Source organism: Micromonospora sp. CB01531 (genome assembly GCF_001905095.1).
Classification (GTDB): Bacteria; Actinomycetota; Actinomycetes; order Mycobacteriales; family Micromonosporaceae; genus Micromonospora.
The window spans coordinates 19,975-42,849 of the sequence record NZ_LWLS01000069.1 but is presented as its reverse complement, the minus strand read 5'-3'; the positions used below and the strand labels follow the sequence as shown (position 1 = coordinate 42,849).

22 protein-coding genes are annotated in these 22,875 nt (G+C 72.6%); 19 read left to right on the top strand and 3 right to left on the bottom strand.

The features are described from left to right. Positions 1 to 76: 76 nt before the first annotated feature. The 9 genes from A6A27_RS17880 (at position 77) to A6A27_RS17840 (ending at position 8,464) form a co-directional block, all read left to right on the top strand. Positions 77 to 730: a TetR/AcrR family transcriptional regulator C-terminal domain-containing protein gene (locus A6A27_RS17880; protein ID WP_073835754.1), complete on the top strand. Its 654-nt coding sequence runs from the start codon at positions 77 to 79 to the stop codon at positions 728 to 730. 42 nt (positions 731 to 772) lie between these two features. Continuing rightward, the gene (locus A6A27_RS17875) at positions 773 to 2,215 is read left to right on the top strand and encodes an aldehyde dehydrogenase family protein (protein WP_073835753.1); all 1,443 of its coding nucleotides are present in this window, start codon (positions 773 to 775) and stop codon (positions 2,213 to 2,215) included. Next, on the top strand, positions 2,212 to 3,288 hold the full coding sequence (locus A6A27_RS17870) for an alcohol dehydrogenase catalytic domain-containing protein (protein ID WP_073835752.1): 1,077 nt from the start codon (positions 2,212 to 2,214) through the stop codon (positions 3,286 to 3,288). The genes A6A27_RS17875 and A6A27_RS17870 overlap by 4 nt, the downstream gene beginning before the upstream one ends. Positions 3,289 to 3,412: 124 nt before the next feature. After that, positions 3,413 to 3,601, top strand: coding sequence for a hypothetical protein (locus A6A27_RS17865; protein ID WP_073835751.1), 189 nt, complete (start codon positions 3,413 to 3,415; stop codon positions 3,599 to 3,601). A 226-nt stretch (positions 3,602 to 3,827) separates the two neighbouring features. Further along, positions 3,828 to 4,589, top strand: coding sequence for an ABC transporter ATP-binding protein (locus tag A6A27_RS17860; protein WP_073835846.1), 762 nt, complete (start codon positions 3,828 to 3,830; stop codon positions 4,587 to 4,589). Next, positions 4,576 to 5,268 carry an ABC transporter ATP-binding protein gene (locus A6A27_RS17855; protein WP_073835750.1) on the top strand — a complete coding sequence of 231 codons (693 nt, stop codon included), beginning with the start codon at positions 4,576 to 4,578 and terminating at the stop codon, positions 5,266 to 5,268. The genes A6A27_RS17860 and A6A27_RS17855 overlap by 14 nt, the downstream gene beginning before the upstream one ends. 46 nt (positions 5,269 to 5,314) lie before the next feature. Then, the gene (locus tag A6A27_RS17850; protein ID WP_198940349.1) at positions 5,315 to 6,568 is read left to right on the top strand and encodes an ABC transporter substrate-binding protein; all 1,254 of its coding nucleotides are present in this window, start codon (positions 5,315 to 5,317) and stop codon (positions 6,566 to 6,568) included. A gap of 7 nt (positions 6,569 to 6,575) precedes the next feature. Further along, positions 6,576 to 7,457, top strand: coding sequence for a branched-chain amino acid ABC transporter permease (locus A6A27_RS17845; RefSeq protein WP_073835748.1), 882 nt, complete (start codon positions 6,576 to 6,578; stop codon positions 7,455 to 7,457). Continuing rightward, complete coding sequence (locus A6A27_RS17840; RefSeq protein ID WP_073835747.1) at positions 7,454 to 8,464, top strand: branched-chain amino acid ABC transporter permease; 1,011 nt, start codon at positions 7,454 to 7,456, stop codon at positions 8,462 to 8,464. The genes A6A27_RS17845 and A6A27_RS17840 overlap by 4 nt, the downstream gene beginning before the upstream one ends. A 402-nt stretch (positions 8,465 to 8,866) precedes the next feature. Here A6A27_RS17840 and A6A27_RS17835 read toward each other — a convergent pair whose 3' ends face one another. Continuing rightward, positions 8,867 to 9,454, bottom strand: coding sequence for a hypothetical protein (locus A6A27_RS17835; protein WP_073835746.1), 588 nt, complete (start codon positions 9,452 to 9,454; stop codon positions 8,867 to 8,869). A gap of 964 nt (positions 9,455 to 10,418) precedes the next feature. Here A6A27_RS17835 and A6A27_RS17830 point away from each other — a divergent pair. Both A6A27_RS17830 and A6A27_RS17825 read left to right on the top strand, forming a co-directional pair. Next, positions 10,419 to 11,987 (top strand): MFS transporter, encoded by a 1,569-nt coding sequence (locus tag A6A27_RS17830; RefSeq protein ID WP_073835745.1) that lies wholly within the window; start codon positions 10,419 to 10,421, stop codon positions 11,985 to 11,987. 11 nt (positions 11,988 to 11,998) lie between these two features. Further along, complete coding sequence (locus tag A6A27_RS17825; protein WP_073835744.1) at positions 11,999 to 12,607, top strand: TetR/AcrR family transcriptional regulator; 609 nt, start codon at positions 11,999 to 12,001, stop codon at positions 12,605 to 12,607. 114 nt (positions 12,608 to 12,721) lie between these two features. Here the strand turns inward: A6A27_RS17825 and A6A27_RS17820 are convergent, their stop codons facing one another. Further along, the gene (locus A6A27_RS17820) at positions 12,722 to 14,641 is read right to left on the bottom strand and encodes a helix-turn-helix domain-containing protein (protein WP_073835743.1); all 1,920 of its coding nucleotides are present in this window, start codon (positions 14,639 to 14,641) and stop codon (positions 12,722 to 12,724) included. Positions 14,642 to 14,655: 14 nt separating this feature from the next. Next, positions 14,656 to 15,438: a 3-hydroxybutyrate dehydrogenase gene (locus tag A6A27_RS17815; RefSeq protein WP_073835742.1), complete on the bottom strand. Its 783-nt coding sequence runs from the start codon at positions 15,436 to 15,438 to the stop codon at positions 14,656 to 14,658. A gap of 165 nt (positions 15,439 to 15,603) precedes the next feature. Here A6A27_RS17815 and A6A27_RS42235 point away from each other — a divergent pair, with 165 nt between their 5' ends. From A6A27_RS42235 to A6A27_RS17775, 8 genes are all read left to right on the top strand, one after another. Further along, positions 15,604 to 15,975 carry a DUF1905 domain-containing protein gene (locus A6A27_RS42235; RefSeq protein WP_158074002.1) on the top strand — a complete coding sequence of 124 codons (372 nt, stop codon included), beginning with the start codon at positions 15,604 to 15,606 and terminating at the stop codon, positions 15,973 to 15,975. A 116-nt stretch (positions 15,976 to 16,091) separates the two neighbouring features. After that, complete coding sequence (gene ruvC / locus A6A27_RS17805; protein WP_073835741.1) at positions 16,092 to 16,619, top strand: crossover junction endodeoxyribonuclease RuvC; 528 nt, start codon at positions 16,092 to 16,094, stop codon at positions 16,617 to 16,619. After that, entirely contained in the window at positions 16,616 to 17,218 is a 603-nt protein-coding gene (ruvA, locus tag A6A27_RS17800) for a Holliday junction branch migration protein RuvA (protein WP_073835740.1), read from the top strand. Before ruvC ends, ruvA begins: the two co-directional genes overlap by 4 nt. Then, positions 17,215 to 18,279, top strand: a complete 1,065-nt coding sequence (gene ruvB, locus A6A27_RS17795; protein WP_073835739.1) for a Holliday junction branch migration DNA helicase RuvB — start codon at positions 17,215 to 17,217, stop codon at positions 18,277 to 18,279. Before ruvA ends, ruvB begins: the two co-directional genes overlap by 4 nt. A gap of 137 nt (positions 18,280 to 18,416) precedes the next feature. Continuing rightward, on the top strand, positions 18,417 to 18,764 hold the full coding sequence (gene yajC / locus A6A27_RS17790) for a preprotein translocase subunit YajC (RefSeq protein ID WP_198940348.1): 348 nt from the start codon (positions 18,417 to 18,419) through the stop codon (positions 18,762 to 18,764). Positions 18,765 to 18,987: 223 nt separating this feature from the next. After that, positions 18,988 to 20,883, top strand: coding sequence for a protein translocase subunit SecD (gene secD / locus A6A27_RS17785; RefSeq protein WP_198940347.1), 1,896 nt, complete (start codon positions 18,988 to 18,990; stop codon positions 20,881 to 20,883). A 1-nt stretch (position 20,884) separates the two neighbouring features. Then, positions 20,885 to 22,075 (top strand): protein translocase subunit SecF, encoded by a 1,191-nt coding sequence (gene secF / locus A6A27_RS17780; RefSeq protein WP_073835737.1) that lies wholly within the window; start codon positions 20,885 to 20,887, stop codon positions 22,073 to 22,075. A 139-nt stretch (positions 22,076 to 22,214) separates the two neighbouring features. Further along, positions 22,215 to 22,781, top strand: coding sequence for an adenine phosphoribosyltransferase (locus A6A27_RS17775; RefSeq protein ID WP_073835843.1), 567 nt, complete (start codon positions 22,215 to 22,217; stop codon positions 22,779 to 22,781). Positions 22,782 to 22,875: the final 94 nt, after the last annotated feature.

Below are 22,875 nucleotides of genomic sequence, written 5' to 3'. Positions count from 1 at the left end.
GACGGGGAGAGTGGCGTGGCGGAAATCGGCCGAGGGTGGGCGCAGGGCGGCGGCGACCCGGTACGGGTGGCCTGACGTGCCGCGACCCCGACAGGCGCTGCTCACCCGGGACCGGATCGTCACCACGGCGCTGGCGCTGATCGACGCCGACGGGCTAGGCGCGCTCTCCACCCGGCGGCTGGCCACGGCGCTCGGCGTGCAGGGCCCCTCGCTCTACAACCATTTCGCCACCAAGGGCGCCATCCTCGACGCGGTGGCGGACAGCGTCACCGCCACCGTGGACGTCAGCGCCTTCGGCCGCTGTGACTGGTACGAGGCGCTGCGACGCTGGGCCCGGTCCTACCGGGCGGCGCTCGCCGCGCACCCGAACATCGTCCCGTACCTGGCCCAGGGGCCGGGCCGGCGGCCGGCCGCGCTCGCCATGGCCGACGCGGTCTACGGCGGCCTGGTCGGGGCCGGATGGCCGCCCGCCCGGGCCACCCACATCGGCGCCGCGCTGCGCTACTTCGTTGCCGGCTCCGCGCTCGGCTCGTTCGCGCGGGGCTTCGTCGAGGATCCGGCGCTCTACACCGGACACCCGCACCTGAGCCAGGCACACCGGCTCGCCGGCCACCAGCACAGCGTCGACGAGGGCGCCTTCACCCTCGGCCTGGACGCGCTGCTGCACGGCCTGCACGCCGAGTACGAGCGGACCGTGGCGCCCCTGGAGCGGGCCGCCGCTCCGGAGTAGCGTCAAAACTCCCAGCGCTAGTTTCCTCTCGGGAAGGACGACATGGATCTCGCCGCCGCGCCGCCCGCCCTCCTGGTCCGCCGTCACCTGCACGTCGCCGGCGCGTGGGTCGACCCCGCCGACGGGGAGGCGATCCCGGTCGAGAACCCGGCCACCGGGGAGATCGTCGGGCAGGTGCCGGCCGGCACCCCGGCCGACGTCGACTGGGCCGTCGCCGCCGCCCGCGCCGCCTTCCCCGGCTGGGCGGCCACCGCCCCCGCCGAGCGGGCCGCCCACCTCGACCGGCTGCACGCCGCGCTCGCCGCCCGCGCCGAGGCGATCGCGCACACCGTCGCGCTGGAGTTGGGCACCCCGCTCAAGCTCGCCACCAGGGTGCAGACCGGCCTCCCGCTCACCGTGCTGCGCAGCATGGTCGAGCTCGCCGCCCGCCCGCCGGCCGAGCAGACCGTCGGCAACTCGCTCGTGCTCCGCGAACCCGTCGGCGTGGTCGGCGCGATCACCCCGTGGAACTACCCGCTGCACCAGGTCGTCGCCAAGGTGGCCCCGGCGCTGGCGGCCGGCTGCACCGTGGTGGTCAAGCCCAGCGAACTCACCCCGCTCACCGCGTACCTGCTCTTCGACGCGGTCAGCGAGGCCGGGCTGCCGGCCGGGGTGGTCAACCTGGTGCCCGGCACCGGGCCGGTCGTCGGCGAGGCCCTGGCCGCCCACCCCGACGTCGACATGGTCTCGTTCACCGGCTCCACCGCCACCGGCCGCCGGGTCGCCCACCTCGTCGCCGACCGGATCGCCCGGGCCGCCCTGGAACTCGGCGGCAAGTCCGCCAACCTGATCCTCGCCGACGCCGACCTGCCCACCGCGGTCAAGGTCGGGGTCGGCAACGCCTTCCTCAACTCGGGGCAGACCTGCACGGCCTGGACCCGGATGCTGGTCCATCGGGACCGCTACGCCGAGGCGCTCGCCCTGATCGCGACGGCCGTCGCGGGCTACCGGACGGGTGACCCGTTCGATCCGGCGACCCGGCTCGGCCCGCTGGTCTCCGCCGCCCAGGCCGAGCGGGTCCGCGGCCACGTCGAGCGGGCCCTGGCCGACGGTGCCCGACCCGTCGCCGGCGGCCCGGACGTGCCGCTGCCGCCGCGCGGGCACTTCGTCGCGCCCACCGTCTTCGCCGACGTGCACCCGGACAGCGCGCTCGCCCAGGAGGAGGTCTTCGGCCCGGTGCTCGCGGTCATCCCGTTCGACGACACCGACGAGGCCGTCGCCATCGCCAACAACTCGCGGTACGGGCTGGCCGGCGCCGTCTGGTCCGCCGACGAAAACCAGGCCCTCGCCGTCGCCCGGCGGCTGCGCACCGGCCAGGTCGACGTCAACGGCGGCGCGTTCAACCCGCTCGCGCCGTTCGGCGGGTACAAGCAGTCCGGCCTCGGCCGCGAGCTGGGCCCGGCCGGCGTGGAGGAGTTCACCGAGCTCAAGGCGATCCAGCGGTGAGGGCTCTGGTCGTCCGCGGCCGGGACGCCACGCCCGTCGTCGAGGAGGTACGCCTGCCCGCCCCCGGCGCCGGCGAGCTGCGGGTACGCATCCGCGCCGCCGGGATCTGCCACTCCGACCTGGCCATGGTCAACGGCACGCTCGCGCCCGCGTACCCGCTGGTGCTGGGGCACGAGGCGGCCGGCGTGGTCGCCGAGGCCGGCCCCGGGGCGCGGCTGGCCGTCGGCACGCCGGTGGTGCTCAACTGGGCCCCCGCCTGCCGCGCCTGCTGGCACTGCCGGCACGGCGAACCCTGGCTCTGCGCCGCCAACACCGCCCCGGCGGTGGCCCGGGGCGAGACCGCCGACGGTAGCCGGCTGCACGTCACCCTCGGCCTCGGCGCGCTGGCCGAGGAGGTGGTGGTGCCCGAGCACGCCGCCGTGCCGGTGCCCGCCGGGCTGCCGCCGGAGCCGACCGCGCTGCTCGGCTGCGCGGTGCTCACCGGCAGCGGCGCGGTCCGGAACACCGCCCGGGTGGCCGCCGGCGAGTCCGTCGCCGTGATCGGGCTCGGCGGGGTCGGGCTGGCCGTGCTGACCGCCGCCCGCCGAGCCGGCGCCGCGCCGATCCTCGCCGTCGACGTGGTCGAGGCCAAACGGGACCTCGCCTTCGCCGCCGGGGCCACCGACTTCCTGCGCGCCGGGAACACGCTGGCCAAGGAGGTCCGGGCGCGCACCGAGGGGCGGGGCGTCGACCACGCCTTCGAGTGCGTCGGGAGCGCCGCCACCATCCGCGCCGCCTGGCGGCTGACCCGGCGCGGGGGAGCGGTGACCGTGGTCGGCATGGGCGGTGCGGATGATCTGGTCAGCCTCGCCGCGCTGGACATCTTCCACTCCGCCCGCACCCTGCGCTCCTCGGTGTACGGCTCGTCCGACCCGGACCGCGAGGTGCCGGAGCTGGCCGCCGCGCTCGCCGACGGCAGCCTGGACCTGCGTCCGCTGATCAGCGGGACGGTCGGGCTGGACGAGGCGCCGGCGGCGTTCGACCGGCTCGCCCGGGGCGAGGGCGCCCGCTGGGTGGTCACCTTCCCGGACTGACGGGCGGACGGCCCCGCACCGGCTCAGCCGGCCGGTCGCCCGCCCTCGATCAGCGCGGCGTAGCCGTCCAGCAGGCGGTGCAGGCCGAACTCGAAGACGCTGTCCAGGTCCAGGTCGGCCGCACGTGACGCGGAGCCAGGAGCTGCCGGGCGGCGGGATTGCCGGCTTCCTGCCGGCCGGCCGGGCGGCGATCCGGCTGCGCGACGCGTCCATGCGGGCGATGACCTCCCGCCCGCTGCGCGGGCTCACCAAACGGCTGTTCTTCAGCCGGGCCGACAGCCTGCACCTGCCGGAGTACGCCGTCACCGGGTGAGGTGGCGCCGCCACATGTCGACGCCCGCCGATCGGTGTGTCGGGTCGGTGGAAGGGCCGGATAGGGCCCTCCCTATGGCGAGCGGAGCTGTCCGGCCCCGGCCGAATGTGTGGGGAATCGACATGGTTCGACTCCTGCGGAGCACCGTAGGTTTCCTGAACGCGACGGCCCTGTGACCCCCGTCACCGACCTGGTCGTCGCCTCGCGACCTGCGGAGGGTGTGGCGATGGCCGGGCAAGCGCTCCTGTCGGCCCGCGGGCTGACTCGGGACTTCCGGGGCTTCCGGGCGGTCGACCGCGTCGACCTCGACGTGGCGCCGGAGACCGTGCACGCCCTGGTGGGGCCCAACGGCGCCGGCAAGACCACGCTGTTCAACCTGCTCACCGGCTTCCTGCCGCCCACCGCCGGGCGGATCGAGCTGGCCGGCCGGGACGTCACCGGGCTGCCCCCGGAGCGGGTCGCCCGGCTCGGCGTGGCCCGCTCCTTCCAGATCACCAGTCTCTTTCCCCAGCTCTCCGCGCGGGAGCACGTGGCGTTGGCGCTTCAGTCGCCGAGCGGGCTGGGCTGGCGGTTCTGGCGCTCGGCCAAGCTGATGCACCGCTACCGCGACCGGGCCGACGAGCTGCTGGCCATGGTCGGCCTCGCCGAGCTGGCCGAGGCGCCGGCCGAGGCCCTCGCGTACGGGCGCAAACGGGCCCTGGAACTGGCCATCGCGCTCGCCCTCGACCCGAAGGTGCTGCTGCTCGACGAGCCCACCGCCGGCATGGGGCTGGAGGACGTCGACCGCACCGTGGACCTGATCGGGCGGGTGCGGGCCGGCCGCACCGTCGTCATGGTCGAGCACAACATGAGCGTCGTCGGCCGGCTCGCCGACACCGTCACCGTCCTGCAGGCCGGCAAGGTCCTGGTCGAGGGGCCGTACGAGCAGGTCCGCGCCGACGAGCGGGTCATCACCGCCTACCTGGGAGCTGCCGATGCTGCGCATTGAGAACCTCTCCGCCTGGTACGGCGAGGCGCAGGTGCTGCGGGAGGTGAGCCTGGACGTGGCCGCCGGCGAGGTGGTCACCCTGGTCGGCCGCAACGGCGCCGGCAAGTCCACCCTGCTGCGCTGCGTGATGGGGCTGCACCCCGGCCAGCGCGGCACGGTCACCCTGGACGGCACGGAGCTCACCCGGCTGCCGGCCTACAAACGGGCCCGGCTCGGGCTCGGCTGGGTCCCCGACGACCGCGGCGCGTACGCCACCCTCAGCGTCACCGAGAACCTGACCCTGCCGCCCCGGGTCGGCCCCGACCCGTGGCCGCTGGAGCGGGTGTACGAGGCGTTCCCCGCCCTCTACAGCCGGCGCGACTCGGCGGCCACCATGCTCTCCGGCGGCGAGCAGCAGATGCTCGCCCTTGCCCGGGTGCTGCGCATGGGCGCCCGGCTGCTGCTCTGCGACGAGCCCACCGAGGGGCTGTCGCCGCTGCTCGTGCAGCAGGTCGGTGACCTGCTGCGGGAGGCCAAGAAGCACGGCGTGACCGTGCTGCTGGTCGAACAGAACCTGCATTTCGCCACCGGCGTCGCCGACCGGCACTACCTGCTGGCCGAGGGACGCATCGCGGAGGCGATGGACAACTCCGAGGTGCGCTCGCGGGAGCGCGAGCTTTTGGCGTACCTCGGGATCTGAAACGACGGCTGACCCGCGCGGACCGCGCGGTACGGAAGGGATTGAGATGCGCAGGAGTGTGGGTGTTGCCGCCGCCTCGGCGGCGGTGGCGGCGTTGGTCACCGGCTGCGGCGGCGGTGGTCCGCAGTCCGGCGGCGACCAGAAGCTGACCGGCGACAAGATCGTGCTGGGTGTCCTCAACGACCAGTCGGGGGCCTACTCGGAGCTGTCCGGGAAGAACTCGGTCAAGGCCGTGGAGATGGCCATCGCCGACTTCAAGGCCAAGTACGGCGACAAGGCGATCACCAAGAACATCTCGGTGGAGACCGCAGACCACCAGAACAAGCCCGACGTGGCCAACAGCAAGGCCCAGGAGATGTACGACCGCAAGGGCGTCGACGCCATCCTCGACGTCCCGACCTCCTCGGCCGCCCTGAAGGTCGCCGACGTGGCCAAGGAGAAGAAGAAGCTCTACTTCAACATCGGCGCGGCCACCACCGAGCTGACCGGCAAGAGCTGCAACAAGTACACGTTCCACTACGCGTACGACACGTACATGCTGGCCCACGGCACCGGCACGGTGACCACCCAGCAGGTCGGCAAGAACTGGTACATCCTCTACCCGAACTACGCCTTCGGGCAGGACATGGAGAAGAGCTTCTCCACGGCGATCGGCGCGGCCGGCGGCACCGTGGTCGGCAAAGACGGCGCACCTTTCCCGAACACCAGCGGGGACTACTCGTCGTTCCTGCTCAAGGCCCCGACGCTGAACCCGAAGCCGCAGGTCCTCGGCACCATGCAGGCCGGCGCCGAGCTGGTCAACGTGGTCAAGCAGTACAACGAGTTCAAGCTGCGGGACAAGGGCATCGGGCTGGCCGTGGGCCTGATGTTCATCACCGACATCCACTCGCTCACCCCGGCCGCCCTCGCCGGCACCACCTACACCGACGCCTGGTACTGGAACTTCGACCAGCAGAACCGGGAGTGGGCCGACAAGTTCCAGAAGGAGACCGACACCCGGCCGTCCTTCGCGCACGCGGCCAACTACTCCGCCGCCATGCAGTACCTGGAGGCGGTGCAGGCCGCCGGCACCGACGACGCCGACGCCGTGGTCAAGGGGCTCGAAGGCAAGGAGGTCAACGACGTCTTCCTGCGCAACGGCAAGATCCGCGCCGAGGACCACCGGGTCCTCCACGACGCCTACCTCGCCCAGGTGAAGCCGCAGGCCGAGGTGACCGAGCCGTGGGACTACGTGAAGATCCTCAAGACCATCCCGGCGGCCGAGGCGTTCCGCGCCCCCTCGCCGGACTGCCAGATGTGACGAGCTGATGTCGGGCTTCCTGCAGAACACGTTCAACGGGCTGGTGGGCGGGGCGTTCTACGCCCTGCTCGCCCTCGGGCTCGCGGTCATCTTCGGCATGCTCCGGGTGGTGAACTTCGCCCACGGCGCCTTCTACATGCTCGGCGCGTTCGGGGCGTACGTGCTGCTCGCCGAGGCGGGCGTGCCGTTCTGGGCCGCGCTGGTGATCATGCCGCTGGCCCTCGGCCTGCTCGGCATGGTGCTGGAGCGGGCGGTCATCCACCGGCTGACCCGGCTCGACCCGCTCTACAACTTCCTGCTCACCTTCGGCCTGACGCTGATCCTCCAGGACCTGGTGAAGTCGCGGTACGGCGTGCAGTCCAGCCCGTACGCCACCCCGACCGAGCTGAGCGGGTCGGTCGATTTCGGGCTCTTCGACTTCCCGACGTACCGGGTCTTCATCCTCGGCTTCACCGTGCTGCTCTGCGGGGCCGTGTGGTGGGTGCTCGGGCGGACCCGGATCGGCATGGTGGTCCGCGCGGCCACCGAGCGGCCCGAACTGACCCGGGCCTTCGGCATCGACGTGGGAAAGTGGGTCACCCCGGTCTTCGGCTTCGGCATCGCCCTGGCCGGGCTCGCCGGGGTGCTCGCCGCCCCGATGCGCGCGGTCAACCCGCTGATGGGCGCCGACCTGATCATCGTGGTCTTCGCGGTGGTGGTGATCGGTGGCCTCGGCTCGATCTTCGGCTCGGTCGCCGCCGGCTTCGGCATCGGCCTGATCCAGGCCTGGGGCGAGGCATACCTGTCGGACTTCCCGATCGTGTCGCAGACCGTCGTGTTCGTGGTGATGGCCGCGGTGCTGCTCTGGCGCCCGGCCGGCCTGTTCGGCCGTGAGGAGGCACCGGCATGACCAGCGCCGTCGACACCCCCGCCGACGCGGCCCGCCCGGCACCCCCGTCCGGCCTGGTCGCGGTCGCCCGCGCCCCCGGCTGGGTCCGGTACGCGCTGCTCGCCGTCGGCCTGCTCGTGGCGTTCTGGCTGCCCAACGGGCTCTACCCGGCGGTGGCCGTGGACATCCTCTGCTGGGCGCTCTTCGCCGTCTCGGTGGACCTGCTGCTCGGCTTCACCGGGCTGATGTCCTTCGGGCACGCCGCCTTCTGGGGCACCTCGGCGTACGTCACCGGTCTGGTGGCGATCCACGCCGGCCTGCCCTTCCCGGCGGCGGTGCTGGCCGGGGCGCTGGCCGCGGCGCTGCTCGCGCTGCCGATCGGCTACCTTGCGGTGAAGCGCGCCGGGATCTACTTCGCGATGGTCACCCTGGCCTTCGCGCAGATGGTCTACTACGTGGCCAACGAATGGCGCTCGGTCACCCAGGGCGAGAACGGCCTCCAGGGCGTGCCCCGCTCCTTCTTCGGCGTCGACCTCTCCGACGACTACTACTTCTACTACGCGATCCTGCCGATCGTGCTGCTCGGCCTGCTCGCCGCCTGGCGGATCGTCCACTCGCCCTTCGGCCGGGTGCTGGTCGGCATCCGGGACAACCCGGCCCGGGCCCGCGCGCTGGGCTACCCGGTGCACCGGTACAAGCTGACCGCGTTCGTCCTCTCCGGGTTCCTCGCCGGGCTCGGTGGCGGACTCTTCGCCGTCGGCCACCGGTTCGTCTCCCTCGACGTCCTGCACTGGACCACCTCCGGCAAGGCCGTCATCGTGGTGGTGCTCGGTGGCATCGGCACCCTCTGGGGTGGCGTGCTCGGGGCGGCGCTGGTGGTCCGCCTGGAGGACTGGCTGTCGTTCTCCGGGTTCGAGGCGATCGGGCTGGTCACCGGGGGGATCTTCGTACTGGTCGTGCTGTTGTTCCGGCGAGGGATCTGGGGGAGTGTCGCGGCCCTGGCGTTGCGCTGGCGTCGTCGGAGCTGACCTGCGGTCGTGGCTGGTTGCTTCTGAGGACCGGTTGCTCTTATGACCCGGTTGCTCTTGTGGGCTGGTTGCTTTTGTGAGGTGGTTGCTCTTGTGGGCTGGGGGCGACCGTGCCCGGCTCCGGGCGGTCAGGCTTGGTCGCTGCGCCGGGCACGGTCGCCCCCAGCCCCGTCGTGTGCCTTCGCCGCCCGTGCGTTGCGGTCTTCCTTTCTGGTACGACCCGCTGCCGAGTTGGCCGTGGGCGCTGCTGCGCCAGTGCGCGCTTCGGGATCTTTGACGGTTCCGGTCAGCGCTGACGGGCGGCTGTCCAAGGTTCCGGAAACGGCTGCTGGCCGGCACCCGCGTTCGGGTGCCGGCCAGCGGCTTCTGCGTGTTCTTCAGTTGGTCAGCTGATCAGGTGGGTCAGCTGTTCCAGTGCTGGGCGACCAGGTCAGCGGCCTGCTGCTCCCACTGGGCGTAGGCATCCGGGTAGGCCGACACCTGCACCGTCTGCGCGGCCTTGGTCAGCGGCATGTCCTGCCACCCGTCGACCTGCTTCAGACCCTTCTCAAACGCCAGGGTCGCGTACTCCGGGTCCGTGATCTGCTCCGGCGTACCCCAACCCGAGCTCGGGCGCTGCTGGAACAGGCCCAGCGAGTCATGGTCATTCTTGTCGCCGAGGTGGCCCAGGTTCTCCAACTTCGACTCCTGCAGACTCGTGGCGATCGAGATCACCGCGGCCCGCTCCGGCAGACCAGCCTTCTTCGTCGCGGCGATGATCGCCTTCGCGTTGGCGGTCTGCTCGTCGTTCAGGGTGATCTTCGACTGGGCGCCCTGCACACCATGCGGGATCAGCTTGCCCATGTCCGGCTTGTCGGCCTGCACGGCCGCCACCGGCTTGGCAGTGGTGACCGGGGCATCGGCGTGGGCGGCGATCGGACCGGCGAACACACCACCGGTGAAAGCCAGACCAGCAACACCAAGAACAGTCTTACGCAGCATCGAGTTCATGACGAAAGCTCCATTCGGGGGTTGGCGCACACACCGCCCATGGGGGTGAGCAGGGCGCGCAAGCACCGTCAGGCGCTCAAAAGAGGGGGAAAGTCTTCGACCGGCTAGCTCGCGGGGCAACAGCTGTTCGCCTCTTTGCGGCGCCGGGACCATGTCCAACGACCGGCGGCCCGCCAACATTCCGGGCCCGACCACCCCACCACACGGGGGCATCGGTCGCGTGGTTCATGTGCAACGACCGGCGGCCCACCATCATTCCGGGCCCGACCACCCCGGCTCACCGGGCATCGGTCGCGTGGTTCATGTACAACGACCGGGGCCCGCCATCATTCCGGGCCTGGCCACCCCGGCTCGCGGGGTGCCTTACTCGGCCGTGCACCCGTGTCCAACGACCCCCGGCCGCCGGAGATTCCAGGCAGAGGATGCCGACCGTCACCCGCAAACCGGACATCGCCAGCCACAACGCCCGGGCGGCCGGCAACCCCCGTAGATCCACTCCAGGTACCGCACGAGGCGGTATCCGGCACCCACGACACCCCCACATACCGCACACGGAGTCGATCACCGCCCCGGCGCAACAAACACGGAGTCGATCACCGCCCCGGCACAACGAACGAGGCGACACTTTCGGGGAAAGTGGCCCCTCGGGCCGCCGGAAGGCCTCACTTTCGGCGAAAGTGCGCCACTGGGCGCACGGGTGCGGGATGAGGGCGGGCTAGTCAGGGTGCGGCGCCGGCCCCGTACACGGGGGCGAACCACGGAGGGTGGGCATTCGGACGGCGCCGGACCACGGGGGTGTGGCGCGCCGTGGCCGGCGGAGGGATCAAAGCCTGACCGGGCACGTGACCTGGGGCACAAACGATACGAACCGGTTCCGTATCGAAACTCGCTCGCTTACGCTCGGGCCGTTACGAGTCTGCCCCGTATCGTATTTCGACGCGGGTGAACCGGGGGGAGAACCGGGATGGAACCGCACGAGAACACCGGACACCCGAGGAGGTGGGCGATCCTGGGGGTGCTGGTGATCAGCCTCCTCGTGGTCGTCCTCGACAACACGATTCTCAACGTCGCCCTGCGTACCCTGGCCGACCCGGTGCACGGCCTCGGTGCTAGCCAGGGCGAGCTGGAGTGGGCCATCAACTCCTACACACTGGTGTTCGCCGGTCTGCTCTTCACCTTCGGCGTCCTGGGCGACCGCCTCGGCCGCAAGCGTTTCCTGCTGGTCGGCCTGGCACTGTTCGGCCTGGCGTCGCTGCTGTCGGCGTACGCCCAGGACCCGGCGCAGCTGATCGGCGCCCGCGCCCTGATGGGTGTCGGTGGCGCGGCCATCATGCCGGTGACGCTGTCGATCATCTCCAACGTCTTCGACCCCCGGGAGCGGGCCCGGGCGATCGGTGTCTGGGCCGGTGCGGTCGGCCTCGCCGTGGCGATCGGTCCGGTCCTCGGCGGCGCCCTGCTGGAGCACTACTGGTGGGGCTCGGTCTTCCTGATCAACGTGCCGGTGGTGGTGCTCGGCGTGGTGCTAGTTGCGCTGCTGGTGCCGGAGTCCCGCGACCCGAACCCGGGCCGGGTGGACCTTTTCGGCGTGCTGCTGTCCGTGGTCGGCCTGGTCGCGCTCACCTACGGCATCATCGACGGCGGCGAGCACGGCTTCGACCGACTGCCGGTCTGGGTCGCCATCGTCGGCGGGCTGGCCGTGCTGGCCTGGTTCGTCTCCCACGAGCTGCGTAGCGACCACCCGTCGCTGGACGTCCGGCTGTTCCGGGTGCCCCGGTTCGCCGCCCCGGTGGCGCTGGTCGGGCTGGTGTTCTTCGCCGCGATGGGCGTGATGTTCTTCAACGCGTTCTACCTCCAGCTGGTCCGCGGCTACAGCCCGCTGGAGACCGGTCTGCTCTTCCTGCCGTTCGCCGCGGCGCAGCTGTTCTTCGCGCCGCGCAGCGCGGCGATGGTCCGCCGCTTCGGTGGTCGGGCCGTCGCGCTGGTCGGCCTCGCGTTGACCGCGGTGGCGCTCGGCGCGTTCGTCTTCGTCGACGCGGTCACACCGATCTGGATCGTCCTGGTCCTGACCTTCCTCCAGGGCACCGGGATGGCCAACATCATGCCACCGGCCACGGAGTCGATCATGTCGGCGCTGCCTCGGGAGAAGGCCGGCGTCGGCTCGGCGGTCAGCAACACCGTCCGCCAGGTGGCCGGTGCGCTCGGCGTGGCGGTGCTCGGCTCGGTGCTCTCCGCGGTCTACCGGGGCGACGTCGTCACGGCGCTCGACGGCCTGCCCGCCCCGGCCCGGGCGGCGGCCGAGGAGTCCATCTCCGGCGCGTACGCGGCGGCGGCGCAGCTCGGGCCGGCCGCGCCGCGGCTGATCGCCGCGGCCAACGACTCTTTCGTGTCGGCGATGCACTGGGCGGCGGGGCTCTCCGCGCTGGTGGCCGCGCTCGGCATCGTCATCGTGCTCCGCTGGATGCCGGGCCGCCCGGTGCTCGCTCCGGCCGACGCCCGAGCGGCCGCCGAACCGGAGTTGGCTGGGACCGCGTAGGTTCGGCGACAATGTCTGACATGAGTTCCACCGCCGATGCTCCGCGGTCGCCCGGGCGACCGCGGAGCATCCGCGCGGACGAGGCGATCGTGCAGGCGACCCTGGACCTGCTCGCCGAGGGCAACACGATCGAGACGCTCTCCATCGAGGCGATCGCCGCCCGCGCCGGGGTCGGCAAGGCCACCATCTACCGCCGGTGGCCCGGCAAGGACGCCCTGCTGCTCGACGCGCTGCGCACCCTCAAGGGCACCCCGCCCCAGCCGGCCGGCCACTCCGTCCGGGACGACATGGTGCTCCTGGTCGGCGCGATCGGGCACAACGTCGATCCCCGGGCCGCGAAGATCATGCCCTGCCTGGTGCCCGAGGTGAACCGCAGCCCGGCCCACTACCGGCTCTACCAGACCATGGTCGAACCGCGCCGGAAGCTGATGCGCCAGGTGCTCGAGCGCGGCGTACGCAGCGGGGAACTCCGCGCCGACCTGGACGTCGAGCTGGCGATGGCGTTGCTGAGCGGGCCGATGCTGATGCAGCGGATGCTGCGCTGGCAGCCCGAACTGGACGACCGGATCCTGCCCGAGCGGATCGTCGACGCCGTCCTGGACGGCCTCCGCGCCCGCTGACCGAGGTCGCCTCCGCCGGATGACCCGACACCGGCGCCGCGGCGGTGTCCGGGCCACCCGCTTCCCGCCGGACCGGCGAGCCGGTGGGGCATCCGCCGCACCTGCCGCGGTGGCTCAGCCGGCGGGGGTACGCAGCCGGTGCAGGCGGAGCGCCAACTGCACCTCCAGGGCGCGTTCCGGCTTCTGCCAGTCCGCGCCGAGCAGCTGCCCGACCCGCTCCAGCCGCTGGGTGACCGTGTTGACGTGCACGTGCAGCAGCTCCGCCGCCCGGGCCAGGCTGCCGCCCACCCCGAAGTACGCCTCCAGCGTCTTGACCAGCGCGGTGCCCCGCCGGGCGTCGTAGTCCACCACCGGCCCCACGGTCGCGGTGAGGAACCGGGCGACGTCCCGGTCGCCCGAGTCCCCGACCGCGCCCAGCAGCAGCCCGACGAAGCCCAGCTCGGCCGTGCTCGCGCCCTGCCCGGCGCGGCCCAGCGCGCCCAGCGCGGTCAGGCACCGTTCCGCCTCGGCGAATGTGGTGGCCAGCGACGCCGGCCCGGTGGACGGCCCGCTCGCGCCGGCGGTCACCGGCCGGCCGGTCACCCGGGACAGGTCCCGGGCCACCGCGCGCGCCGCGCCGCCGGCGTCCTTGCCGGGCAGCATCAGCACCACCCGGCCGTCCCGCGCCGCGGCCAGCCCGCCCCGCGTCGAGGCGTACGTGGTGGCCCAGGAGAGCACCCGCTGCCGGGCCGAGCCGGTCGCGGCGATGGCGTCGTCGCCCACGGCCACCAGCACATGCGGGGCGTCCAGGTCCACCCCGAGGCGGCGGGCCCGGCTGCGCAGCGCGTCGGTGTCCCGCAGCGGCCGGGCGATCAGGTCGTCCAGCAGCTCGCCCCGGACCCGGCCCTCGGCCTCGGCCACGGTCCGCCGGAACAGCAGCAGCAGCGCGGTCACCAGCGCCGCCCGCTCGAGGATCCGCTGGTCCGCGTCGACCAGCTCCCCGTCCGGGCGCAGCACCAGCGCGCCCAGGTTCTCCGCGCCGGCCACCACCGCGGCGTACCAGAGCGGGCCGCGGCGCACGCTGCGCCCCTCGGTCCGGGACGCGGCCACCGCCTCCACGATGTCGGCCCGGTCCGGCTCGTCGATCTCGCCCACCCGGGCCAACCGCCGCCCCTCGGCGTCCAGCGCCAGCAACGCCCCGCCGAGCACCTCGGTCACCGCCGCCGCCACGTCCTCCATCCCACCGCCGCGTACCACCAGGGCGGTCATCCGGTCGTGTGCGGCAGCGGCCCGCTCCACCGAGCTGCTGTGCGCCCGGATGGTGCTGTTCGCCGCCGACAGTTCCTCCAGCGCCGAGCGGGTCTCCGCGAGCAGCCGGGCGGTGTCGATCGCCACCGCCGCGTGCGCCGCGAGGGAGACCAGCAGCGACACCTCCTCCCGGGCGAACGGCCGGGCCGACCGGTTGGCCGCGTACAGCACGCCGATCACGCTCGACCCGAGCCGCAGCGGCACCCCGAGGATCGCCACCAGGCCCTCCTCGCCCACCCCGCCGTCGATTTCCCCGGTGTGCTTGAACCGGTCGTCCACCTGGTAGTTGCTGGTGACGTAGGGGGTGCCGGTCTGGGCCACCAGGCCGCCCAGGCCGTCGCCCATCTCCAGTCGCAGCCGCTGGAACCGGGCCGAGATCGAGCCGTCGGTGACCCGCATGTACGTGTCGCCGCGCTCCTCGTCGTTGAGCGTCATGTACGCCACGTCGGTGCCCAGCAGGTTCCGGGCCCGGTGCACGATGGCCCGCAGGACGTCGTCCAGGTCGCGCAGCCCGGCCAGGTCGCTGGCCGTGTCGTACAGGCCGGAGAGCTCGATCTCCCGGCGGCGCCGGCGCTCCAGCAGCGCGCGGACCCGCAGCGCCACCACCTTCGCCTGCTCCAACTCGGCGAGCCGCTCGGCCGGCAGGCCGGCGGCCCGGGCCGCGACCAACGGCCCTTCGAACTCCACCGCGGCGGCCTCCCGGGCCAGCAGCTCGAGAAACTCAACCGGCGACGACATGACCGACATTGTGCGGGGCGCCACTAGTTCGCCGTCCAGCCCCCGTCGAGGGCGATCGAGGCGCCGGTGATGAACGAGGCCGGCGGGGAGCACAGGTACGCCACCAGTTCCGCCACCTCCTCTGGCTCGATCAGCCGCTTGATCGCCGCCCGGGCCAGCATGATCTTCTCGACCACCTCGTCCTCGCCGATGCCGTGGGTGGCCGCCTGGTCGGCGATCTGGCTCTCCACCAGCGCCGTCCGCACGTACGCCGGGTTGATGCAGTTGGCGGTCACCCCGTGCGCGGCGCCCTCCAGGGCGACCACCTTCGACAACCCCTCCAGGGCGTGCTTGGCCGAGACGTACGCCGCCTTGTACGGCGAGGCGCGCAGCCCGTGCACCGAGGAGATGTTGACGATCCGTCCCCAGCCGTTGGCGTACATGTGCGGCAGCGACCGCCGGATCAGCCGGAACGGCGCCTCCACCATCACCCGCTGGATGTACTCGAAGCGCTCGACGGGGAAGTCCTGGACCGGCGCGACGTGCTGCAGGCCGGCGTTGTTGACCACGATGTCCACGTCGACGTCCAGCCGGTCCACCGCGGCCGGGTCGGCTAGGTCGATCCCCTCGGCGCGGCCGGCGGCTTCGGCGGCCACCGCCTTGGCCGCCTCCACGTTGCGGTCGACCACCAGCACCGCCGCGCCGGCCGCCGCCAGGCGCAGGGCGCAGGCCCGTCCGATGCCGCTGCCACCACCGGTCACCAGGGCGCTGCGACCGGAGAGGTCGACGCGTACGACGTGGGGGACCGCCACGGGTTCTGCCGTCATGGCGCATGAAGTTACGAGCTGTGTGGCCGGGCGCACATGGCGTGCGGACACATACTCCGCCCGAGGGGTGTGTGGGCGGACGCGACCCGCGCCGCCCCGGCTGGCCCTGGCGGTCGGCGCCGTCGCCCGGCTCGCCGGCCGGCTGTGTCGGAGGTGCCTGGCAGAGTGACCGGCGGCAGGCATCGGCAGCGGGTGGCGGAGCGCGACGGACGGTGGGACGTGACGGAGACCCGGGCAGGCACCGGACGGGCGGACAGCTCCGAGCCGGCGGCCAGCTTCCCGGCCAGCCTGTTCCGGTGGTCGGGCGCGGGCGGATGGGTCTTCGCCCCGGTGCCGGAGGCGTACGCCCCGTCCGCGGCCGGGCCGTTCGGCCGGGTGCCGGTTGTCGCCACCGTGGACGGCCGCACCTGGTCGACCAGCGTCTGGCGGGATCGGCGGCACGGCTGGCTGCTGCCCGTGCCGGCGCGGATCAGGGCCGGCAAGGACGACGGCGACGTGGTCCGGGTGTCCGTCGCGATCGACGACGCTCGGATGTAGCGGGTGGTGCGTCGCTCGGCGGTTCGCCCCCGACGGCGTGTCCGCCCCGACGGGCATCGGAGTGGATCGGTAGGGTGTCGAACACACGTACTGCTGGCGGTCGGGGAGGAGGCGGCGTGCGGGTGCTCGGCGTCGACCCGGGGCTGACCCGGTGCGGGGTCGGCGTGGTCGAGGGCGTGCCGGGGCGGCCCTGCACGCTGGTCGCCTACTACGTCGTCTACACCGATCCCGAGGACGAACTGCCGCTGCGCCTGCTGCACCTGGACCGCTCGCTCGCCGATCTGATCGCCGAACACCGGCCGGACGCGGTCGCCGTGGAGCGGGTGTTCAGCCAGCACAACGTCCGCACCGTGATGGGCACCGCCCAGGCCAGCGGGATCGCCGTGCTCGCCGGCGCGCGCGTCGGGCTGCCCGTGCAGACCTACACCCCCAGCGAGGTCAAGGCGGCGGTGACCGGTTCCGGTCAGGCCGACAAGGCACAGATGACCGCGATGGTCACCCGGCTGCTGCGGCTGCCCGAGCCGCCCCGGCCCGCCGACGCCGCCGACGCCCTGGCCCTGGCCATCTGCCACATCTGGCGCGGCGGGACCCGATCTAAGCTGGCCGCCGCGGCCGAGCGGGCACGACGAGGAGGAACCCGATGATCGCCAGCGTGCGCGGCACGGTGACCGCGACCGGTCCGGACCACGCGGTGGTGGAGGTGGGCGGCATCGGCCTGGCGGTGCAGTGCGCCCCCGGCACCCTCGCCGAGCTGCGGGTCGGCCAGCCGGCCCGGCTCGCCACCAGCCTGGTCGTCCGGGAGGACTCGCTCACCCTCTACGGCTTCGCCGACGACGACGCCAAGCAGCTCTTCGAGCTGCTGCAAACCGCCAGCGGGGTGGGCCCCCGGCTGGCCCAGGCGGTGCTCGCCGTGCACACCCCGGACGCGGTCCGCAAGGCCATCGCCAACGCCGACACCGCCGCGCTGACCCGGGTGCCGGGCATCGGCAAGAAGGGCGCGGAGCGCCTCGTCCTCGAACTGCGCGACCGGATCGGCCCGGTGCCGGTCGGTCCGGACGGCGCGGCCGGGGTGACCGCGGGCGCCTGGCCGGAGCAGGTGCGCCAGGCCCTGGTCGGGCTCGGTTGGACGGCCGCCCAGGCCGAGCAGGCCGTCGCCGCGGTCGCCGAGACCGTCGACGGGGCGACCCCGCCGGTGCCGGTCCTGCTCAAGCAGGCCATCCGCCTCCTGGGCCGCACCCGATGACGGGGGAGAACCTGGTCTCGGCCTTCGTCAGCGACGCGGAACGGGACGCGGAGGCCAGCGTCCGGCCGAAGCGCCTGGAGGAGTTCATCGCCCAGCACCGGGTCCGCGACCAGCTCGACCTGCTGCTCAAGGGCGCGATGCGGCGCGGCTCCCCGCCCGACCACATCCTCTTGTCGGGGCCGCCTGGCTTGGGTAAGACCACCCTGGCCAACATCGTGGCGGCCGAGTTGGGTTCGGGGATCCGGGTGACCAGCGGGCCGGCCATCGAGCGCTCCGGCGATCTGGCCGCCATCCTGACCAGCCTCGCCGAGGGCGACGTGCTGTTCATCGACGAGATCCACCGGATCGCCAAGCCGGCCGAGGAGCTGCTCTACAGCGCGATGGAGGACTTCCGGGTCGACGTGGTGGTCGGCAAGGGCCCCGGCGCGACCGCGATCCCACTGGACGTGGAGCCGTTCACCCTGGTCGGCGCGACCACCCGCTCCGGCCTGCTCACCGGGCCGATGCGGGACCGGTTCGGCTTCGTCGCCCACCTGGACTTCTACGCCCCGGCCGACCTGGAGTCGCTGCTGCACCGCTCGGCGCGGATTCTCGGCGTGCCGATCACCGACGAGGGCGCCGCCGAGATCGCCGGCCGGTCGCGGGGGACGCCCCGGATCGCCAACCGGCTGCTGCGCCGGGTCCGCGACTTCGCCGAGGTCCGGGCCGACGGCGTGGTCACCCGGGAGACCGCCCAGGCCGCCCTGACCGTGTACGACGTCGACGCGCTCGGGCTGGATCGGCTGGACCGGGCGGTGCTCATCGCGCTGGTCGACTCGTTCCGGGGCGGTCCGGTGGGGCTCTCCACCCTCGCCGTGGCGGTGGGGGAGCAGCCGGACACGGTCGAGGAGGTCTGCGAGCCGTTCCTGGTGCGGGCGGGGCTGCTGGCGCGTACGCCCCGGGGTCGGGTCGCCACCGAGGCTGCCTGGCACCATCTGGGGCGTACGCCGCCGAATGGTACATTTGGCACCGACGCCCCTCCCGTGCCCGATCTGTTCTCCGCGCAGCCTGAAACGCCGTGATCCGAACGTGATCTGGGTCGCATTCGGTGTTCCCAGGTGCAGGGACTAGACTTCGCGCGGTCTACAGGACGTGAGAATCCGCCTCCGCTCCGGCGCCCCTCGTGCCGGTCGGGAGGCCAATGGGAAGGTCAACAACCGTGCTTTACGCAGCAGCGAGTGGCGGGGGAGCCGGCAGTCTGACGCCGATCCTCATGATCGCTCTGCTTTTCGGGGTCATGTACTTCATGATGATCCGCCCCCAGCAGAAGCGGCGTCGCGAGGCTGAGCAGATGCAGTCCGCGCTCGGCCCGGGCGATGAGGTCGTCACCATCGGTGGGCTCCACGGCACGGTCACCGCCGTCGAGGACGAGACGGTCCTGCTGGAGGTCGCCCCGGGCGTGCAGACCCGGTACGCGCGCCCGGCCGTCGCCCGGGTGGTCAAGCAGGCCGAGCGCCCCGAGACGATCGAGCCGGCCGCCGAGGACGTGGAGACCGTCAAGGAGTGACCGCCGGCCCCGGACGGGGCAGCGGATTCACCCGCACAAGTGGATAGTTGGGTCGGCGCCCGGCGCCGACACGCACGGGAATTCCGGCCGGCGCCGCCGCGTCGTAACCGGGAGGCGTGTCGGCCGGCGGCGTCGACCCGTCAGAGCCGTCGGGCGGACACCCCCGGCCCGACATTCGCCGCCGCTGCTCAGCGGCGCGACCGTACAGGGAGACAGGACAGCCGTGGCACCACCTCAGGGACAGATGCGCCCCGGACGGCAGCTCGCCGTGCTCGGGCTCGTCTTCGTCGTCCTCTATCTTTTGGTGTTCTTCTCGGGCGGCGCCAGCGGTGGCTGGAAGGACCGGTTGGAGCCCCGGCTCGGCCTGGACCTGATCGGCGGCACCCGGCTGACGCTGGAGGCCACCAACAGCGTCGACGGCAAGCCCCCGACGGCCGCCAACCTCGAGGAGGCGCGCCAGATCATCGAGAGCCGGGTCAACGCGTACGGCGTGGCCGAGGCCGAGGTGGTCACCGAGGGCAATCGCAACATCGTCATCTCCCTGCCCGGCTCCAACCGGGACCTGACGGACGTCGGTAGCGCGGCCGAGCTGCGCTTCCGCAAGGTCCTCAAGGCCACCGACGGCAGCGGCGCCACCCTCGCCCCGGCTCCGAGCGCCAGCGCCACCCCGGCCCCGTCGGGTAGCGCCAGCCCGGCCCCGTCGGGCAGCGCCGCGCCGCAGGCCACCGCCTCGCCGAGCGCGGGTGGGCAGGGCGGCATGGCCCCGACGGCGAGCGCGAGCGCCGCGCCGACCCCGTCGGCCTCGGCGAGCGCCGCCGCGCCGAGCCCGAGCGCCAGCGCCGCCCCGGTGCCGCAGGGCGTCGAGGAGCAGCGCAAGGCCGTCGAGCAGAAGGTCGGCGCGGCCGCGTGGTCCGCCGCCACCGGCCTGAAGGCCCCGGCCGATGTCACGGCGGATCCGTCGCTGGCCGAGAAGCTCAAGCCGTTCGGCACCCTCTCCCCGCAGGAGATCGCGGTGCTGCCGGTCGAGATGCAGTACAACGTCCCGACCATCACCTGCGCGCAGCTCGACAAGCGGCCGCCGGCGTCGATCAAGGACGAGAACCAGCAGGCGGTCGCCTGCGAGTCCGGCGCCAAGTACCTGCTGGACAAGGCGAAGGTGGTCGGCACCGACGTCAAGAACGCGTCCGCTCAGCTCGACCAGACCAGCTCCTGGGTGGTGAGCCTTAACTTCACCAGCAAGGGCCAGGAGAAGTGGACCGCGCTGACCCGCGAGTCGTTCACCAACGAGGGCCAGGCCTGCGACCAGACCGCGCTCGGCCAGGACGGCAAGTGCCGGGTCGCAGTGGTGCTGGACAACGAGATCGTCTCCTCCCCGGAGATCCAGGGCGTGCTGACCGGCGACTCCCAGATCACCGGCAACTTCGACAGCAAGACCGCCAACCAGCTGGCCAGCCAGCTGCGCTACGGCGCCCTGCCGGTGACCTTCGTGCCGCAGGAGCAGCAGAACGTCACCGCGACCCTGGGTGACAGCCACCTCAAGGCGGGCCTGCTCGCGGCCGGCATCGGCATGCTGCTGGTCATCATCTACTCGTTCTTCTACTACCGGCTGCTCGGCTCGGTCATCTTCCTGAGCCTGGTGCTCTCGGCGCTGCTGGTCTTCGGCGCGCTGGTGGTGCTCGGCCGGTCGATCGGCTTCACCCTCACCCTCGCCGGCATCGCCGGCATGATCGTCTCACTCGGTGTGGCGGCAGACTCGTTCGTCATCTACTTCGAGCGGCTCAAGGACGAGATCCGGGAGGGACGCAGCCCGCGTAGCGCGGTGCCGCGGGCGTGGGTCCGGGCCCGCCGGACGATCATCTCGGCGAACGCCATCACCCTGATGTCGGCCGTGGTGCTCTACCTCGTCTCGGTCGGCGCGGTGAAGGGCTTCGCCTTCGCGCTCGGCCTGGCGACCGTCCTCGACCTGATGGTCGTCTTCCTCTTCCGTCACCCGATCATGACGATGTTCGCCCGGACCCGGGCGTTCCTGTCCCCGCGGGTCAGCGGTCTCGGCCGGGCCCTGCCGGCCCGGTCGGCCGAGCAGGCCACCGCCCGCAACCCGCGCGTCAAGGAGGCCTGAGATGGCTAAGACTGGTCTGGCGTCCCGGCTCTACCGGGGCGAGGCCGATCTCAACATCGTCGGCCGGCGCAAGCTGTGGTTCGGCGTCGCCGGTGTGCTGGTGCTGGTCGCCGTGCTGAGCTTCGCCATCCAGGGCTTCAAACTCGGCATCGAGTTCGCCGGCGGCAACTCGTTCCAGGTGCCGGCCAGCGTCGGCACCCTGGCCCAGGCCGAGGAGAAGGTCACCGCGGCCCTGCACGCCAAGGGCGGCGGCGCCGAGGTGGTCACCGCGCAGCAGGTCGGCAGCACCAGCGGCCAGTACTACGAGCTGCGCACCGGTCAGCTCAGCGCCGACCAGGCCAACGCGGTCAAGACCGAGATGGCGCAGTCGTTCGGCATCCAGCCGGACCAGATCAGCGGCAGCCAGGTCTCCGAGGCGTGGGGCAGCCAGGTCACCTCCCGCGCGGTGCTCGGTCTGCTGATCTTCATCGCGGTGGTGGCGGTCTACCTGATCCTCCGCTTCGAGTGGCGGATGGCGGTCGCGGCGATCGCCTCGCTGCTGACCAACCTGGTCCTCACCGCCGGCATCTACTCGATGGTCGGCTTCGAGGTCACCCCCTCCACGATCATCGGTTTCCTCACCATCCTGGGCTTCGCGCTCTACGACGTGGTGGTGGTCTTCGACAAGGTCCAGGAGAACACCCGAGGCATCACCGCGAACAACAACATGACCTACGGCGAGGCGGCCAACCTGGCGCTCAACCAGAGCCTCATGCGGTCGCTGAACACCTCGGTGGTCGCCCTGCTGCCGGTTGGCGGTCTGTTGTTCATCGGGGCGGGTCTGCTCGGCGCCGGCACGCTCAAGGACCTCGGTCTGGTGCTCTTCGTCGGTATGGCCGTCGCCTTCCTGACCTCGATCCTGCTGGCCACCCCACTGCTGGTGATGATGAAGAACCAGGATCCGCGGATCAGCGCGCACAACAAGCGGGTGCTGGCCCGGCGCGGCGCGATCGCCCGGGGCGAGGTCGCCCCGAAGGGCGCGCCGCGGGCCGTGGCGGCCGGCGACGGCGACGCCATCGACCCGGAGGCGGCGGCCCTCGCCGGCGCCGCGCCGAAGGTGGGCGCCCGGCCGGCGGGCAAGCGTCCCACCGGTGCCCGCGGCGGCCGCTCCGGCGGCGGAGGCAACCGGCCGGGCGGCGCCAAGCGCCGCTGACCGGGCAACCTTCCGGCGGCGCGCCAGCGTCGCCGACCTGCCCGGGACACCCGGTAGGAATCGACCGGACGGCGTCCGTCATGCTGTGCGAGCGGCATGACGGACGCCGTCGTCGTTTCGAAGGGACATGGGACGTACCGTGACGGAGACCCACACCACCGGGGTACGGGGAGACAGCGGCCCCGAGGTCGCCCAGCTGGTCGCCAGCCGGGTGCTGGACGTGCCGGACTTCCCCCAGCCGGGGGTCATGTTCAAGGACTTGATGCCGCTCTTCGCCGACGGTGCCGTCTTCCGCGAGGTGATCGACGGGATCATCGCGTACCACGGGCGGGACTCGTTCGACTCCGTGGCCGGCATCGAGGCGCGTGGGTTCGTGCTCGCCGCGGCCATCGCGTACGCGTCCGGGGTGGGTGTGGTGCCGGTGCGCAAGGCCGGCAAGCTGCCCCGCGCGACGCACGCCGCCTCGTACGCGCTGGAGTACGGCGAGGCGACCCTGGAGGTGCACCAGGACGCCTTCACCGCCGGCCACCGGGTCCTGGTGGTGGACGACGTGCTCGCCACCGGCGGGACGGCCGAGGCCACCCTCGACCTGGTCGAGCGGGCCGGCGGCACGGTCGCCGGCTTCACCGTGCTGCTGGAGCTGGGTTTCCTCAAAGGCCGGGAGCGGCTCGCCCCGCGTCCGGTCCATGCCCTGCTGACCGTTTGACCCCTGGACCGGTCGGGCCGCCCCGGCGCGGTCCGTCCGGCGGAGGGGCGGGGGACCCTGCGTACGGGTAGCATTGCCCTTTGCCGACCGGGCG

Excerpts from the sequence above, each read along its gene's own strand:
- A6A27_RS17820 (WP_073835743.1), bottom strand. The coding sequence starts at position 14,641 with ATGTCGGTCATGTCGTCGCCGGTTGAGTTTCTCGAGCTGCTGGCCCGG.
- A6A27_RS17835 (WP_073835746.1), bottom strand. The coding sequence starts at position 9,454 with ATGAACTCGATGCTGCGTAAGACTGTTCTTGGTGTTGCTGGTCTGGCT.
- A6A27_RS17860 (WP_073835846.1), top strand. The coding sequence starts at position 3,828 with ATGGCCGGGCAAGCGCTCCTGTCGGCCCGCGGGCTGACTCGGGACTTC.
- A6A27_RS17840 (WP_073835747.1), top strand. The coding sequence starts at position 7,454 with ATGACCAGCGCCGTCGACACCCCCGCCGACGCGGCCCGCCCGGCACCC.
- A6A27_RS17850 (WP_198940349.1), top strand. The coding sequence starts at position 5,315 with ATGCGCAGGAGTGTGGGTGTTGCCGCCGCCTCGGCGGCGGTGGCGGCG.
- A6A27_RS17845 (WP_073835748.1), top strand. The coding sequence starts at position 6,576 with ATGTCGGGCTTCCTGCAGAACACGTTCAACGGGCTGGTGGGCGGGGCG.
- A6A27_RS17830 (WP_073835745.1), top strand. The coding sequence starts at position 10,419 with ATGGAACCGCACGAGAACACCGGACACCCGAGGAGGTGGGCGATCCTG.
- ruvB (WP_073835739.1), top strand. The coding sequence starts at position 17,215 with ATGACGGGGGAGAACCTGGTCTCGGCCTTCGTCAGCGACGCGGAACGG.
- ruvA (WP_073835740.1), top strand. The coding sequence starts at position 16,616 with ATGATCGCCAGCGTGCGCGGCACGGTGACCGCGACCGGTCCGGACCAC.
- A6A27_RS17875 (WP_073835753.1), top strand. The coding sequence starts at position 773 with ATGGATCTCGCCGCCGCGCCGCCCGCCCTCCTGGTCCGCCGTCACCTG.
- A6A27_RS17815 (WP_073835742.1), bottom strand. The coding sequence starts at position 15,438 with ATGACGGCAGAACCCGTGGCGGTCCCCCACGTCGTACGCGTCGACCTC.
- A6A27_RS17855 (WP_073835750.1), top strand. The coding sequence starts at position 4,576 with ATGCTGCGCATTGAGAACCTCTCCGCCTGGTACGGCGAGGCGCAGGTG.
- secF (WP_073835737.1), top strand. The coding sequence starts at position 20,885 with ATGGCTAAGACTGGTCTGGCGTCCCGGCTCTACCGGGGCGAGGCCGAT.
- A6A27_RS17825 (WP_073835744.1), top strand. The coding sequence starts at position 11,999 with ATGTCTGACATGAGTTCCACCGCCGATGCTCCGCGGTCGCCCGGGCGA.